Genomic DNA, 14,224 nt, shown 5'->3' on the forward strand with positions numbered 1-14,224 from the left:
CTTATGCGCTGTAGAGCACGCCGTCGGCCTGCATGTCTGCGATCTGTGCGGCGTCGAAACCCAGGCTGGCTGCGATTTCTGCGTTGTGTTCGCCCAGTTCGGGCGCGACCTGCGTGATCGAGGTATCACAGCCCGACATGTGGAAAGGCAGGTTCGGCAGGCGGATCTTTCCGAGCACCGGGTGGTCTTGCTCGACCACCATTCCGCGCGCCTGGATCTGCGGGTCGGCCAGCACCTCGTCGATGCGCTGGACCTTGGCGGCCGGCACGTCGATGCCGTCCAGCATCTTCAGCAGTTCCGCGACCGGCCTTGCCGAGACCCAGGGCTTCACCACTTCGAGGATGCCAGCGCGCTGTGCATTGCGACCCGCCGAGGTGTGCAGCAGCGTGTCGGTGCCGAAGCCTGCCGGGCCACCTGTCTGTTCTACCAACGCAGCGAATCTCTTCCAGGCATCGTCGACTTGCGCCGCGATGACGACGTCGCCGTCCTGCGCGCGGAACACGCCGTAGAGCGTCGAGTTGGGCATGTCGTGCCCGGTCTGCACCGGTACTTCCTTGCCTCCTGACAGCGTGTAGCACTGCACCGCGTACTCGTGCATCGACACCAGCGTGTCGTACAGCGCCATGTCGATGTGCTGCCCGCGCCCGGACTTCACCCGACCGAGAAGGGCCGCATTGATGGCCGCCACCGCGTGGATGCCGGTGTACATGTCGCCCAGCGAGATCCGCAGCAGAGGCGGCGCTTCGCCGGGATTGCCGACCATCTGCATGATCCCGCTCTTGGCTTCGGCGATGAGGCCGAAACCGGCGCGGTGCGAGTCGGGGCCGGTATGGCCGTAGGCCGAAATCGAGCAGTAGACGAGGCCGGGGTTGGTCTCGGCCAGTTCGGCATACCCCAGGCCGAGCTTGTCGAGTGCTCCGGGCCGGTAGTTCTCGACGAACACGTCGGCACTGTCGACGAGCTTCTTCATCAGTGCGCGACCGCGGGGATCCTTGGTGTTGACGCTCAACCCCTTCTTGCCCATGTTCTGCTGCAGGAAGTAGCCGCTGTGGTCACCGACGAACCAGGCATGCTGGCGGCCTGCGTCGCCCGCCCCCGGACGCTCGACCTTGATGACTTCCGCACCTAGTGCAGCGAGGCAGCGACCCACATACGGACCGGCCAGGAAGTGGCTGTAGTCGATGACGCGCATGCCAGCCAGCGGCAGCGCCTGTTGCGATGACGCGCTCATGCCGGCCTCCTTGGCACCATCACACGGTGCTCGCCCTTCTGCACCACCTCGTCGCGCTGGTTGATCAGCTCGGACGGCAACACGAGGATGCCCCAGCCCGGCTTGCTCTTCGATTCGCGCTTGGTGCCCACGTGGAACCTCACTCGCACCGTGTCGCCCAGCTTGATCGGGGCAACGAAGCTCCATTCCCAGCCCAGCGACATGCCGGGCATGAAGCGCATGTCGCTCCTGGTCTTCAACCCGTCGGCAATCGACAGGCCGAACAGGCCGTGTGCCACGCGGGTGCCGAACGGCGTCGTGCGGGCATAAGCCTCGTCTGTGTGCACTGGCGTGTGGTCGCCGCTGAGGTCGGCGTAAGCCATCACGCGCGCCTCCGTCACTTCGTAGGGCGGGCTGACGCAGGTGGCGCCGACGACGGCGTCGTCCCAATACTTGTCTTCGATGGTCAGTGATGTCATGAGTGTCTCTCTTGGATTGAAAGGTTCAGGCGCGTGGATCGATGGCAAGCGCGCGGGCCACGGTGCCTGCGCTGGCCTGGATGAATTCGACGGCCAGGCCATCCGGAAGGCGCAGCCAGTTGCGGCCTTGCGGCATCTCGGTGACGCCGAAGGCTTGGGCTGCGGCGAGTGCGGCCTCGAGGTCTTCGCACATCACGCCGATGTGGCCGAGGCGGCCCTCGGGTCCGGCGTAGTCAGGCTTGGCCATGAACTGCATGCCGCCGAGCGTCCAGTATTGGATGGGCTCCTCGACGGTGCCTTGCACCTCACGCATCGTCATGCCGCAGACCTCGTAAAAGAACCGGATGTGCCAGTGGATGTCCGCCACCCAGATGGCGACATGTTCGACGTAAGCGCGCGGACGGGTCATTTCGCCTCCATGCGGCGTTCGATGCCCTTGATGGCAGCGACCAGCGTCTGATTCACGGGGGTCGGCACGCCGTGTTTCAGGCCCGCGCGCACAACGGCGCCGTTGATGAAGTCGATCTCGGTGATGGAACCCTTCTCCAGGCTTTGCAGCATCGAGGTCTTGAACTCGTAAGGAAGCCCTTCGGCAGCCATCATCCAGGCGTCGCGCGGCGTGGCGATGGACAACTTCACGCCCCTCGCTTCAGCAACAGCCATTGCTTCGCCCACCGCTGCAAGGGCTGCAGCTTCGATCTCCGGCACCGAGTAAAGGCTGCCGTACACCTGCCCCGTGATCGCACTCAATGCGCCCGTGGACACGTTGATGAGCAGCTTGTCCCAGATCACGCCCATGATGTTGTCGCTGACCTCGCACGGCAGCGCAGCGCGTTCGAATTCGGCGGCAATGGCTGCCGCCCGTGCGCTGATGCGGCCATCGAGCTCGCCGATCACCGTGCGCTTGTTGCGTGTGCCCGCGATGATGCGGCCCGGCCCGAGGAACACGCCGCCGACATAGGTCTTGCCGGCCAGCACATGCTCCGCGCCGGCGACCTCCGCCAGGATGTCTTCATGCCCCATGCCGTTCTGCAACGACATCACGGCGGTGTCCGGACCGACGACGGACAACGCGCCTTCGATGGCTGCACGCGTATGGAAGGACTTGACCAGCACGATCACCAGATCGGCCGGAGGCAAGCCTTCGACGCTGGTGACCGCATGCACATTCACCGTGCGCTCGTTGTCGCCGTCCTTCATGCGCAGGCCATCGCGTTGGATGGCGTCGACGTGGGCCTGGAACGGATCGATGAGCGTCACATCGGAGCCGCCCGCGGCGAGGGTGCCCCCGATGGCGCATCCGAGGGCGCCTGCGCCCAGAAAGTAGATCTTCATGCGTGTCTCCTGATGGAATGACGCAACGATAGTTTTTTCAGTTCATATCGCCAATGACATGGATGAAATGATCTACATTTCGTTTTGAAATGGAAACGGACGACTACTCGACGGATGCGGGGACCGGCATGGTGAGCGTCAAGCTGCTGTGCCTGTTCGACCTCATCTACAGCACACGCAGCGTGACGCGCGCGGGTGAGCAGATGGGTCAGAGCCAGCCGACCGTGAGCAATTGGCTGGGCCGCTTGAGAAAGCAACTCGGGGACGAACTCTTCGTGCGCACGGTCGACGGCATGCAGCCAACGCCACGCGCGACGGAACTCATCGTTCCTGTACGCGAGGCCTTGGCGGCATTGCGTCGTGTCGCTGCGCCCGAGCCGGCCTTCGAGCCGGCCAGCGCCACGCGGCGCTTCCGCATCTGCATGACCGATGCGAGCCACATCACATTGCTGCCGCAACTGCTGGCGCACGTGCGCGCGGTTGCGCCGGGCATCGTCCTGGAGGCCGCACGCATCGACGAGCAGACCGGGCCGGCGTTGCAATCGGGCCAAGCCGACCTGGCCATCGGCCTTGTGCCTTGGCTCGAGTCAGGTTTCTTCCAGCAGGTGCTCTTTCCGCAGGACTGGGTGTGCCTGGTCAACGCCAAACATCCGCGTGTGAACGGCAAGCGCATGGGCTTGCGCGAATACCGGGCCGAAGCGCACGTCGGCATCTCGGGTGGAACCGGCGTTCAGTTGCTGGAAGCGGCGCTGCAGCGTCACCGCGTGGTGCGACGCATCTTGCTGGAGCTCCCGGGATTTCTCGGGCTGGCTGCGATCGTGTCGACCACCGACTTGATCGCCACGGTGCCCCGACAGATCGGCGAGACGCTGGCACGGACAACCGGCCTTTCGGTATTCGATTGCCCCGTGCCCGTGCCGCCTTTCACAGTCAAGCAGCACTGGCACGCCCGATACAACCAGGATCCGGCAAACCGTTGGCTGCGAGGCTTGTGCGAGCACTTGTTCGCGCGAGATATGCGAAAGGCTCGGTGAACTATCCCCCAATGGCAACGAGTGCCTGCTTCAGACTGGATGCCTCGACTCAACGTGGTTGACTTAGAGGGAGAGTGCTTGCAGCCCCATTAGGCCTCATACCCATCTGCGTACCCGCCCTTTGTAAGCCTCGTACTCCGTCCCAAATAGAGACGCCAGAACGCGTTCTTCCGGGATGATTTGGAACCGGGTGATGTACAGCACGTACAGGACAACCCACAGGACAGCAAACGGATTCGCCAGAAACACTGCCCACGCCAACAGGGTAAGCAAGAGCCCGACATACATGGGGTTGCGCGTATAGCGGTACACGCCTCGTATGACCAACGAGGACGCCAGGCTTGCCTTGATCGGATTCACGGTGGTCTTGGCGCGCCGAAACGCAACCATTCCGGCGATGCTGATGCCTTGGCCGACGCACACCAAAACGACGGCGCAGAGCACGCGGGCCGGATAGGGAATCTGCACAAGGCCCGCGACGGCTGGCGTCAGCCACATGAGAAGCGCCAGGACAAGCGCCACGATAGGGGGAGGAACCTTCAGTTCAAGCACGCTCATAACACTCCATGATGAGGCCTGGCGCCCGGCATGACCCGCCACGCACACACCTGATTAGCGGCAGGTCTTGCGAAGCGCGCCCTCGCCGGGATTGCCCTTCTGGCGATAGCCCGCGGCAACCGGAGAAGGGAACCCATGCCCTCAAACCAGCATCGATTGCTGGGCGAAGATTCCCGCCATCGCGCCCTGCGATGATGCCTGAGTGACCGAGGGCAAGAAGGGCGTCGCGAGGTCGCCGGCGGCGTAGATGCCGGGCATGCTGGTTTGGCGGCGCTCGTCGACCTTGAGGACGATACCAGTGGGCGTATCGACCGTGGCGAGGCCCAGTGATTCATGCAGGCTTGCGGACGGCTTGTTGCGCGGATGGGCGAACAGGATGTCGACCGCGACATTGCGGCCGGTATCGAGATTGACGGTGGAGATATGGCCCTTGTGATGGGCGATCTCGATGATCCGGCCATCGACGACAGGTATGTTGCGATGCGCCAGATCGGCCTGGATATCGGGCGGAATGTCGTGACCATCGGCGAAGACAGTCAACTTGTCGGTCCAATCGTGGAACAGCCTGGCAGATTGGTGCGACTGCGGGCCGGACCAGACGAGGCCCCAATGCTGGCCGGCGACTTCGAAGCCGTCGCAATAGGGGCAGGGCACGATGGACGTGCCCCAGCTTTCGGCAAAGCCCGGAACTGCAGGCATCTGGTCGGCGACGCCATAGCTCAGGATCACGCGGCGCGCCCCGAGGCTTTCGCCATCGCCAGTGAGGACGGAGAAATCGTCGATGGCGCCGGAGACGCTGTCGGCCCGGGCATTGACCAGCCTGATCGTGGGATACCGCGCCAGCTGCTGCCGCGCCTCGGCCAGGATGTCCAGCGGTGGCTTGTGATCGTGGCCGAGCAGGCCATGCGAGTGGCGGGCGTTGCGATTGCGCGGCAGGCCGGTATCGAGAACGGTGACCTTGCGGCGGGCACGGCCGAGCTGCAGGGCGGCGGCGAGGCCGGCAAAGCTGCCGCCGATGATGATGACGTCATTCATGGTGATGGGCTCCGTGTGGGTCGGCTGATTACTGGACTATTAAGTACAGTAATGTGGGGCAGATATAGTAAACTGTCAAGTCCACTAAATATGCCCATGACTCGTCTACCAGTTTCTGCTCCGAAGCCCCAACGCGGGCGGCCACGCGATCCCGAGCGCGGCCGGCGCATCCTGGAAGCGGCGCAAAGGCACTTCGATGAGCATGGTCTGGAGCGTGCCAGCGTGGATGCCATCGCTGCGGACGCAGGTGTTTCAAAGATGACCGTGTACAGCAACTTCGGCTCCAAGGAGGGGCTGTTCCAGGCGGTCGTGCGCGACAGGACGGCAGCCGTGGTGGCTGGCTTCCCGGGCGCCGGGACGCTGGACCCGGACCAGCCGGAGAAGGTGCTGCTGGCGATCGGCGAGCGGTTTCTCGCACTGGCGCGCGGGGACGCACTGGGCGCGTTGCGCGCTGTCTATGGCGTCGCGGGGGCGCAGCCGGAAGTCTGCCGTGCGCTATACAAGGAGGGTCCGGAGCGTGTGAACGACGAGCTGGCGGCATACCTGCGCCGTGCCCACTCGGCGGGCACGCTGAAGGTGCGGAACCCGCTTCAGGCAGCGGACCTGTTCCTGTCGATGTTCCTGGGCTCCGGGCACATCCGCGGACTGCTGAAGCTCGAGATGCCGGATACCCGGGAAAACAGGGCCCTTCTGCGCGAGGCCGTTCGGGTCTTCATGGCGGCATACGGCGCGTAGGCTCCACAAAGCGGCCTGAGGTCGCGAGCATGCGGCGATCTCGAGCCCGTCGATCACCAATACCCGCTTCGGATCGGGACTTCCAATTCACGCAGAGAGGAAGCGGTTGCTCACGCGGTGAGGGCCAAGACCTAGGAGGGCTACGGCCGCACTACCTCGGCGAGCAGCAGTCTTCGACGTCGGCGAGATGAGGTGTCCGTGAAACGTAGTGTGTTGACCGCGAAGCGGGATACAGGCGCATACGCAACGCTTCGGGACATGAAGAAAACCGCAGAACATGGATGCACACAGTCGCCTGGCCGGCTTTGCATCCGGCTGGCATTTCATTCCCAACCAACATCGCTCCCCATGAACAGCCTCCATACGCATCAGGTTTCCAGCGCGGATGTCACGAAGGAATCTTTTTCCCACAAGGCCGAGCTGGCGAAGCGCACCGGCCTCGGCACTCTCGCATTTGCAGCGGCCTTCAGCATCTTCGCGGTGGCCGCCAACGCGGCCGAGGAAACCGGCAGTGCCGCCAGGAACCCGGACGCTTCGCCGATCTATGGCGTCGTCCTTCCCAGAGGCTACCGGCAGTGGCAGTTGATTGCGCCCGCCATCGAGGCGGAGCCGCTGAACGAATTGCGCGTCGTGCTCGGCAACGCCAAGGCGATCCAGGCCTACGACCAGGACACGCTGCCGTTCCCCGACGGCACCGTGCTCGTCAAGTTGGCATGGAAGCATGTGCAGTCGCCGGAGTTTGCGCCCGCGTCCATTCCGGGTGCGGCCACCACTGTGCAAGTGATGGTGAAAGACTCCAAGAAATACCCCGCCACCGGCGGTTGGGGATTCGGTCGCTTCGTCGACGGCAAACCTGTCGACCTGGCACAGCACCAGACCTGTTTCTCCTGTCACCAGGCGCTGGTGAAGAACCACGACTACGTGTTCACTCGGCTCGCGCGCTGACTCGCGGCATGGGCAAGAAAGGCGCGTGCGAGACAACCTCGGCAGGTTGGGCCACGCGCCTGTAACGCTCAGTGCGCCGCCGCCTCGACAATCACCTTTGTCACGGCATCGGGCTGCGACGTCATCACCACGTGCGACGCCCCCTTGATCACCACGGTCTTCACGGCCTTCGCACGCTCGGCCATGAAGGCCATCGCTGCGGGCGGAATGTTCTTGTCGCGATCACCGTAGACGAACCACGACGGCACCGACTTCCAGGCCGGCGCCTCGGCCGGTTCGTTCAGCGCGGCTTCAGAAATGGGGCGCTGCCCGACGGCCATCAGGCGTGCCTTTTCGAGGGGCACGTCAGCCGCGAACTGGACTGGAAACTTGTCCTGCTGGATGTACAGGTCTTTGCCGCCGTCGGCCAGCGACACCGCCGGGGCAAGCGCCGGGCCGAGCGTGCTGCCCGGAAATTTCCCGGTGAGGCCGATCGCCGTCTCGCCGGCCTCCGGCGCGAATGCCGCCACGAACACCAGCGCCTTGACATTGGCCTTTCCGCTGGCGGCCTCCGAGATCACCGAGCCTCCATACGAATGGCCGACGAGAACGACCGGCCCCTTGACCGAATCGACGACGCTGGCGACGGCGGCGGCATCGAACTTGGGCCCACGCAGCGGGTTCGCGGCGGCGATGACCGGGTAATGCCGAGTCTTCAGGTCGCGCACCACGCCGTCCCAACTGGATGAATCTGCGAACGCCCCGTGCACGAGCACGATCGTTGGCTTGGATGGATGCGCTGCCGCACCCGACTGTGCGGCGGCTTGCAATGGCGCGAGGACGGCCAGGCCGACAGAACTGGCAACCAGCGCTATGCCGATGCGGCGAGAGAACTTTGTCATGACGATTTTTCCTTGGTTCGACGTTGAGAAAAAACTAAGTCGGATGGAGCCGACGACGGCGAATTTAGGAGCAGCACGCAGATCGCGAACCTTCTCTGTATGCGCATGTGTACGAGGCTTGCCTTGCGACATTACTTTGCAAACGACTGGCCTGCGCGAATGCTCCGATTGAAATTTAGTGTTGACGAAGCCGGCCCAGATACACAGGCATACGCAAACCGGGCGCCACACGCTCCGCGCGCCGAACAATCTCCCCATCAGTTCGGAAGGCGCATGCGATCCGGCTGACCACCACTCCGGTGCTCATCAATCACTTCGGATTCAAGGAAATTTCAAAATGACCGATTCCTCTCAGTTGCCCCGTCGCTCTTTCCTGGCCAAGGCGGCGCTCGGCGTGGCTGCCGTCCAGCTGACTTCGATCGTGCCCGCCTTCGCCCAATCTGCCGGCACAGGCGCCGTCAGGCGCCTCGAGCCGCTCAAGAGCATCGATGCCGGCAGCCTCAACATCGGCTATTTCGAAGCAGGTCCGGCCAACGGCGCGCCTGTGATTCTTCTTCACGGCTGGCCCTACGACATCCACATGTTCGTCGACGTCGCACCACAGCTGGCCGCCGCGGGCTTCCGCGTGATCGTGCCGTACCTGCGCGGCTATGGCACCACGCGGTTCCTGTCGGCCGACACCCCGCGCAACGGCCAGCAGTCGGTCGTTGCCGTGGACATCATCGCGCTGATGGATGCGCTGAAAATTCAGTCAGCCACCGTTGCCGGCTGCGACTGGGGCGCACGCACGGCATGCATCATGGCCGCGCTGTGGCCGGAGCGCGTGAAGGCGCTGGTGTCGGTCAGCGGCTACCTCATCGGCAGCCAGGAGGCCGGCAAGATCCCCCTGCCGCCGCAGGCCGAGCTGCAATGGTGGTACCAGTACTACTTCGCGACCGAGCGCGGCCGCGCGGGCTACGAGAAGAACCGCCACGACTTCGCCAAGCTCATCTGGCAGACCGCATCGCCCAAGTGGAACTTCGATGCGGCCACCTTCGATCGCAGCGCCGTCGCATTCGAGAACCCCGACCACGTGGCCATCACCGTGCACAACTACCGCTGGCGCCTCGGCCTGGCCGACGGCGAGGCGAAATACCAGGCGCTGGAAGACCGGCTCGCCAAGGCGCCCGTGATCGGCGTGCCCACCATCACGCTCGAAGGCGACGCCAACGGCGCGCCGCACCCCGAGCCCAGCGCCTATGCGAAGAAGTTCTCGGGGCGCTACGAGCACCGGCTGGTGAGCGGCGGCATCGGCCACAACCTGCCGCAGGAAGCGCCCGAGGCCTTCGCAAAGGCCGTGATCGACGTCGCGCGCGGGTGAGTCGCGTCCGTCGTCGGGCAATCACCTCCAAGGCACAGGAATACAAGCCATGTGGAACATCCATCAGGCATACATCGATGGGGCCTTCGTGCCCGTACAGGGCAGCGAGCGGCTGGAGATCGTCAACCCCGCAACCGAGCAGGCCATCGGCACGGTGACCTTGGCGAACCGCGACGATGCGAAGCGAGCGATCGATGCGGCGAATCGGGCACAACCGGGGCTGGCCGGCAGCACCAAGGCACAGCGCATCGAGATGCTCAAACGCCTCGAGGCCGCCGTGCTGGCGCGCACCGACCAGATCTGCGAGGCCACGATCGAGGAGTACGGCGGCCCTTTGGCCCGCTCGCAATGGGTCAGCAACTACGCCTCGCAATGCTTCGCCAGCACGGCACGGATGCTGCAAGACTACGTCTTCGAACGCCGCCTGGGCGACGCCACCGTGGTGATGGAGCCCGTAGGCGTCGCCGGCCTCATCGCACCCTGGAACAGCACGGCCGGAAGCATCTGCAGCAAGTTGGCATCGGCCATCGCCGCGGGCTGTGCCTCGGTCGTCAAGCCCAGCGAGCTGGGCCCGCTGCAGGCGCAGGTCGTGACCGAGGCACTGCATGACGCGGGCCTGCCGGCCGGCGTCGTCAATGTACTGCTCGGGCGCGGTGGCGATGTCGGCGACGAGATCTCCACCAGCCCGGGAATCGCAAAGATCTCGTTCACCGGTTCCACGCAGACCGGCAAGCTCATTGCGCGCGCGGGCCTGGGTACCATGAAGCGCGTGAGCCTGGCGCTTTCGGGCAAGTCGGCCACTGTGATACTGGACGACGCCGACCTGGCCGCGGTGTTGCCCATGGCGCTGAACGCGGCCTTCATGAACAACGGCCAGGCCTGCGTGGCCGGCACGCGACTGCTGATCCCGAACGTGCACATGACGCAGGCCATCGAACGCCTGCAGGCCACGGTGGCCGCCATGCGCGTGGGCGATCCGCGCGACGCCACCACCGCCGTCGGGCCGCTCGCGAGCAAGGCGCAATTCGAGCGCGTGCAGCATTTCATTCGCCGCGGTCTGGCGCAGGGCGCGACGCTCGTGGCCGGCGGCGAGGGCCGCCCGGACGGTCTTGACAAGGGCTGGTTCGTGCGGCCCACCGTATTCGCCGGCGTGCGCAACGACATGGACATCGCACGCGAGGAGATCTTCGGGCCGGTGCTCTCGGTGATCGGCTATGACGACGAGGATGAAGCCGTTGCCATCGCGAACGACTCCGCGTACGGCTTGCAGGCCTACGTCTTCTCGTCGCAGCCGAGGCGCGCCCTCGGAGTGGCCTCGCGGTTGCGCGCCGGCACGGTGCTGGTCAATCGCATCACGCCCGAGTTGATCGCGCCATTCGGCGGCGTCAAGCAGTCAGGCATCGGCAGGGAGTTTGGCATCTTCGGCATGGAAGCATTCCTGGAGCCCAAGACCATTGCCATCCCGAACGGCCTTGTGCTGCCCCGTCAGGCAGCTTGAGCACGATCGGTTCATGCCGCTGGCGGCCCCCGCGCGCCGGGGGCACGCTCTACGCCGTCGAGTCTCCCAGCAACCGTTGGGCTGCTTGCAGATCCGCCGTCTCGAAGCCTTCGGTGTAGCGGGCGAGGACGCCAGCGAGCAGGTCTCGGCCCTCCTGCCCGCGCCCGCCCTTTTCCCAAAGGCGCGCCAAGTCCGTTGTCACGCGAAGTTCCCAGGAACGGGCGCCCTGCTGCCTGCTGATTGCCAGCGCCTCGAGCAACGATTCCTCGGCGTGTGCAATGCGCGGCGGCACAGCGCCCGAGAGGGCGAGCGCCTTCAGGCGAAGAAGCTCCGGAAGGTTGTAGAGGTCACCCTTGGCATGCACGAGCGCGAGGGTGTCGTTCATCAACTCCAGCGCGTCGTCGTGCTTGCCAACGGCGTTCAGGCCTTCGGCGAGCGTGATGTTGAACGACGTGGTGAGCAACTCGTAGCGTGATTCGCGAAGCTCGATCAGGGAACCCTGAATCGCCTGGACGCCTCGTGCGGCATCGCCGCGCTTGACGGCGAACTCGCCCTTGACGCCGCGGCCCACCGCCAGGTACGGCGTCAGCGAATGCGATTCGGCATAGGCGATGAACCTGTCGATGTCCTGCTCGGCCTGCGCAAGATCGCCGACCCACATGTACACGGACACGGCCCATATCAGGGCAATGCACAGCGTCACCGGGTGGTTCAGGTGCCGGGCCTCCTCGACGGCGCGCTGCGCGACGGCGACGGCTTGCGAGGGATGCCCCTGCAGCCACAAGGTCCTGGCCAGCGCGATGCACGCGCGATTGTGAAAATCGAAGCCGGAGTAGATGCTGCTGCGCTGCCGCGAAACCGCAGCGCCCGCTATCGCGGCTTCCAGGAAGTGCCGCGCGCGAGGCTGGTCTCCTACCAGATGATGGCAAAGGCCCACCAGCGAGTTGGCCGTCGCCTGCGCCGTTTCGTCGTCGATGGAAGCCGCCACGGCGGCGCAGCGTTTGGCATGACTGAGCGACTCGACGAAATCTCCTATGCGCTCATGGAAGATCTGCAGGCGCCCCAGCAACTCGACCTGGCTGCGGGCGTCGCCGAGCTCTTCGGCCACCTCGAGGCTGCGTTCGAGCGCATGGCGCACCTGGTCGCTGTGCCCTCGGGTGAACATCTGCGACAGGCCGACAGCCGCCTGGAGATGCATTTCCGCGGGGCTGCCGCGCGTGGCAGCCGTCAGTTCGCCGAGCGCGCGCCTGGACCAGTCGTGGCACTCCGCAAGCAAGGACATCGCCATGAAGGCCGGCACAGCCGCCACCGCCAGAGAAACACCCAGCTCCCTGGCATCGGTGCGGTGGAAGCACCACGCGAGAGCCGCCCTCACGTTGCCCAGGTCCGCGAGATCCGACGCACGAGCCGTGTCGCGTGAAAACGCATCGTCCTTCGTGGCCATCTGCTCCAGTCGCTGTCGGAAGTAGATCGCATGGCGCCGCGCGGCTGCGTCTGCCAGGTCCGTCCCCGCCTTGGAATGCGCGTACGCGCGTGTGCTCTCGAGGAGCCGGTATTGGGCCGACGTGGCGGAGCGCCGGATGGAGAGCAGCGACTTCTCCGCAAGGCTCGCAATGGCGTCGACCACCTGCGCCTGCGTCAGGTCTTGCCCCCCTGCCACTTCGCGGGCAGCCTCCAGCGAGAAATGGCCCACGAAGACCGACAACCGGCAAAGCACGGTGCGCTCCGGCATGTCGAGAAGCTCATAGCTCCAGTCCAGCGTGGCCTGCAAGGTCTGGTGCCGGGGCTGCGCAGTGCGTTGCCCCGGCCACGAAAGCGCCAGGCGCTCGTCGAGAAGGGTGGCTGTCTGGTGCAGTCCGTAGGCGGCAACGCGGCGGGCCGCGAGCTCGATGGCCAGTGCGACGCCATCGAGCTTTCTGCAGATCTTCGCGATGACGGGAGCATCTGCGTCGTTCAGGTCCGGCATCGCGCCACTGGCGCCGGCGCGCTCGACGAACAGACGTGTGGCGGGATACATGAGGATGTCGCGCGCGACGAGCCCGGGCTGGTCGGGCGGGTTGGCCAACGGATCGAGCAGGTGAATGTGCTCGCCTTGGACGCGCAGCGCTTCGCGACTCGTGGCGAGCATGTGGACATGGGGCGCAGCCTGGAAGATGCGCTCGGCCAGCGATGCGGCCGCCGCGATCACGTGCTCGCAGTTGTCCAGTATCAGCAGCATCCGCCTTTCCCGCAGATAGGCGATCAGGCTGGGCACCGGATCGGCGGAGCGCACCGAAAGCCGCAGCATCGACGCGATGGCGGTCGGCACCAGGCCGGGGTCCATCAGCATGGAAAGGTCCACGAACACGACGGCCCCGCCGAAGTCGCGCAGCAGATCCTGCCCCACGCGCAGCGCGACCGTCGTCTTGCCCACACCGCCCGAACCCACGATGGTGACGAACCGTCCCTTGAGCAGTTGTGTCGAGATCGCGGCCAGGTCCTTGGCGCGGCCGACCAGCTCCACCGGCTGTGCGGGAAGACCTGGTTCGAGCGGATTTTCTTCGGCGCTCGGCTGCGCATCGGGGCCTGCAACCGCCTTGGTGATGGGGGCGACGAAGCAATAGCCACGGCCGACGACGTTCGACAGATACCGCGCGCCGTCCCGCCCGTCGTCGAGTGCCTGCCGCAGCATCGTGATCTGGTAGCGCAGGCTTCCGTCGGAGACGACCATGCCGGGCCAGGCCTGCGCCATGAGTTCCTGCTTGCTCACGATCACATTGGCTTTGGCGATCAGGGCGAGGAGGACGTCCATTGCTCGTCCCCCAAGATCCACAGGCACCCCGTCGCGCTCCAGGAGCCGCTGCGCAACGCGCAGCGTGAAGGGTCCGAAGAAGATGGGGTCAGCGGTCTGGAGGAAGCTTTCGTCGCTCATGACGGATCGGGAAATGCGGCGTGCTGCACAGGCGGCGGAATCGGGCAAGCCGCACCCTCGGCGGCGCGGGCGGACGGGAGCATAACCGAGGGACCAGGCGGGCGATCCGAAGTTTGCCGGGGTCGCTACGCCGGCCTGTTTGTATAGGTGTTTATCTGCGCACGCGCGAGGTACCTGCATACACGATTCGGGCGATTCCTCACACATGCCAGATACATCCTCCAACTTCAATGAAGCGGTTCC

The 14,224-nt window shown here is 65.1% G+C and carries 13 protein-coding genes; 5 read left to right on the forward strand and 8 right to left on the reverse strand.

Annotated features, from left to right (window positions below):
- Position 1: 1 nt before the first annotated feature.
- From ASD05_RS05835 to ASD05_RS05850, 4 genes are read right to left on the reverse strand one after another with little or no spacing between them, the layout of a single operon-like run.
- Positions 2-1,231: a CaiB/BaiF CoA transferase family protein gene (locus tag ASD05_RS05835; protein ID WP_056588975.1), complete on the reverse strand. Its 1,230-nt coding sequence runs from the start codon at positions 1,229-1,231 to the stop codon at positions 2-4.
- A complete protein-coding gene (locus tag ASD05_RS05840) occupies positions 1,228-1,680 on the reverse strand; it encodes a MaoC family dehydratase (protein WP_056589187.1) in 453 nt (150 codons plus the stop codon). Before ASD05_RS05840 ends, ASD05_RS05835 begins: the two co-directional genes overlap by 4 nt.
- Positions 1,681-1,714: 34 nt before the next feature.
- Positions 1,715-2,098: a VOC family protein gene (locus tag ASD05_RS05845; protein WP_056588978.1), complete on the reverse strand. Its 384-nt coding sequence runs from the start codon at positions 2,096-2,098 to the stop codon at positions 1,715-1,717.
- Positions 2,095-3,024 carry a ketopantoate reductase family protein gene (locus ASD05_RS05850; RefSeq protein ID WP_056588982.1) on the reverse strand — a complete coding sequence of 310 codons (930 nt, stop codon included), beginning with the start codon at positions 3,022-3,024 and terminating at the stop codon, positions 2,095-2,097. The genes ASD05_RS05845 and ASD05_RS05850 overlap by 4 nt, the downstream gene beginning before the upstream one ends.
- An 89-nt stretch (positions 3,025-3,113) precedes the next feature.
- On the opposite strand from ASD05_RS05850, the gene ASD05_RS05855 reads away from it, so the two are divergent.
- Positions 3,114-4,058, forward strand: a complete 945-nt coding sequence (locus ASD05_RS05855) for a LysR family transcriptional regulator (RefSeq protein ID WP_056588985.1) — start codon at positions 3,114-3,116, stop codon at positions 4,056-4,058.
- 96 nt (positions 4,059-4,154) lie between these two features.
- On the opposite strand, the gene ASD05_RS05860 is transcribed toward ASD05_RS05855, so the two are convergent.
- Together ASD05_RS05860 and ASD05_RS05865 are read right to left on the reverse strand one after the other, a co-directional pair.
- Complete coding sequence (locus ASD05_RS05860) at positions 4,155-4,616, reverse strand: methyltransferase family protein (RefSeq protein WP_056588988.1); 462 nt, start codon at positions 4,614-4,616, stop codon at positions 4,155-4,157.
- Positions 4,617-4,757: 141 nt separating this feature from the next.
- Entirely contained in the window at positions 4,758-5,651 is an 894-nt protein-coding gene (locus ASD05_RS05865) for an NAD(P)/FAD-dependent oxidoreductase (RefSeq protein WP_056588991.1), read from the reverse strand.
- Between the two features lie 96 nt (positions 5,652-5,747).
- Here ASD05_RS05865 and ASD05_RS05870 point away from each other — a divergent pair, with 96 nt between their 5' ends.
- Together ASD05_RS05870 and ASD05_RS05875 are read left to right on the forward strand one after the other, a co-directional pair.
- A complete protein-coding gene (locus tag ASD05_RS05870; RefSeq protein ID WP_056588993.1) occupies positions 5,748-6,386 on the forward strand; it encodes a TetR/AcrR family transcriptional regulator in 639 nt (212 codons plus the stop codon).
- 348 nt (positions 6,387-6,734) lie between these two features.
- Entirely contained in the window at positions 6,735-7,331 is a 597-nt protein-coding gene (locus tag ASD05_RS05875) for a cytochrome P460 family protein (RefSeq protein ID WP_082571968.1), read from the forward strand.
- Between the two features lie 68 nt (positions 7,332-7,399).
- On the opposite strand, the gene ASD05_RS05880 is transcribed toward ASD05_RS05875, so the two are convergent.
- On the reverse strand, positions 7,400-8,344 hold the full coding sequence (locus ASD05_RS05880) for an alpha/beta fold hydrolase (protein WP_235507864.1): 945 nt from the start codon (positions 8,342-8,344) through the stop codon (positions 7,400-7,402).
- A 205-nt stretch (positions 8,345-8,549) separates the two neighbouring features.
- Here ASD05_RS05880 and ASD05_RS05885 point away from each other — a divergent pair, with 205 nt between their 5' ends.
- The gene (locus ASD05_RS05885; protein WP_056588999.1) at positions 8,550-9,572 is read left to right on the forward strand and encodes an alpha/beta fold hydrolase; all 1,023 of its coding nucleotides are present in this window, start codon (positions 8,550-8,552) and stop codon (positions 9,570-9,572) included.
- Positions 9,573-9,621: 49 nt separating this feature from the next.
- Positions 9,622-11,070: an aldehyde dehydrogenase family protein gene (locus ASD05_RS05890; RefSeq protein WP_056589000.1), complete on the forward strand. Its 1,449-nt coding sequence runs from the start codon at positions 9,622-9,624 to the stop codon at positions 11,068-11,070.
- A gap of 49 nt (positions 11,071-11,119) precedes the next feature.
- Here the strand turns inward: ASD05_RS05890 and ASD05_RS05895 are convergent, their stop codons facing one another.
- On the reverse strand, positions 11,120-13,981 hold the full coding sequence (locus ASD05_RS05895) for an ATP-binding protein (protein WP_056589004.1): 2,862 nt from the start codon (positions 13,979-13,981) through the stop codon (positions 11,120-11,122).
- Between the last annotated feature and the right edge of the window lie 243 nt (positions 13,982-14,224).

The sequence above is a fragment of the Variovorax sp. Root434 genome (genome assembly GCF_001426595.1).
GTDB lineage: Bacteria > Pseudomonadota > Gammaproteobacteria > Burkholderiales > Burkholderiaceae_C > Variovorax.